1 pseudogene is annotated in these 1,118 nt (G+C 21.1%); it reads right to left on the bottom strand.

The features are described 5' to 3' along the window. Positions 1–1,118, bottom strand: a pseudogene (locus tag AACP42_RS03010) (UvrD-helicase domain-containing protein); the annotation flags it as partial.

Raw genomic sequence — 1,118 nt, 5'->3', positions numbered from 1 at the left:
TACATTTTGACTAATGGGATTTAAATGTTTATAATATTTTATATTATTTTTATTCATAACAGATGCATAAGCATTAGCCCAAAGCAGAGTAATTTTTGGCACTTTAAAATTATTTTTCTCGTAATAATTTTGAGGTATTTTAATATTACCTTTTTTATCTATTTTATGCATTAAATAATCATCATAAAAAAATACTCTTATTCCCTTTAATAGGTCGGTTTTTCAAACACAAAGCATAATCTTTATCAGTACACAAATAACGAGAATATACGCCAAAAGAATTTAAAACATCAATATTAAAAATAATATGGTAATGAATAACTCCTAATTTAGTAGTTTCCAAAGACCAAAAATATCGAAAATCTTGCATTTTAGAATAAACCAGCTCTTTTTGAGAGAATTGTTGAAATAAATTTGATAAATAACTTTTTCTCACTAAACGAATAAAACGTTTCCTTACTTGCCCCATAATATCAGGTTCATGAGTATATTTTATAGTTTTACCTTGTAAATCATCATAAGGAGCTGTCAAAGTAATAAAAGATATTTTTTTAGAATCTTTGAAATTATATAAAAGTTTATCCTTAGCATTTTGTGAAGAATCTCGATAATGCCTTAAAATTTTTGATTTTGGTTTAATTTCTTGCAATTTATTTTCTTTTAATTGCTTTTTTAAAGAATAATCAAATTTCAAATCATCATCACTTAATGACAAATACCTTTCTTCTTTTTTTTCTTTTAAATGTTTTTTATAATATTTAATTCGTTCCAAAGGTTCAAACATAAAATAATTAAACCCTTTTAAACGAGTCTCATAACCATTATCTTTTTTTTTACTTTATAAATATTTTTAGAAATTTCCTTAAATAAAACACATAATTTTAAATAACATTTCTTATAATAAGATTCAGTAATTTGATTAAATTTATGTTGTTTTTCTAATTGGTTAACTTTTTCATTATAAATTTTAATAGTAGTAGATAATTCATCATAATTTTCTATATCTTTTGAATTAGGTAAACAAATTTTTAAATAATCTAAATCAAAAATTTTATCATTTAATCCTTTTATAAAATCATCAGAAATTAATTCTTTTTTTATTAAGGAATAAAAATAAT

The organism is Hydrangea phyllody phytoplasma (assembly GCF_036985185.1).
Taxonomy (GTDB): domain Bacteria; phylum Bacillota_I; class Bacilli_A; order Acholeplasmatales; family Acholeplasmataceae; genus Phytoplasma; species Phytoplasma asteris.
The sequence above is the reverse complement of the archived record's forward strand: the minus strand, read 5'-3'. Positions and strand labels throughout refer to the sequence as shown.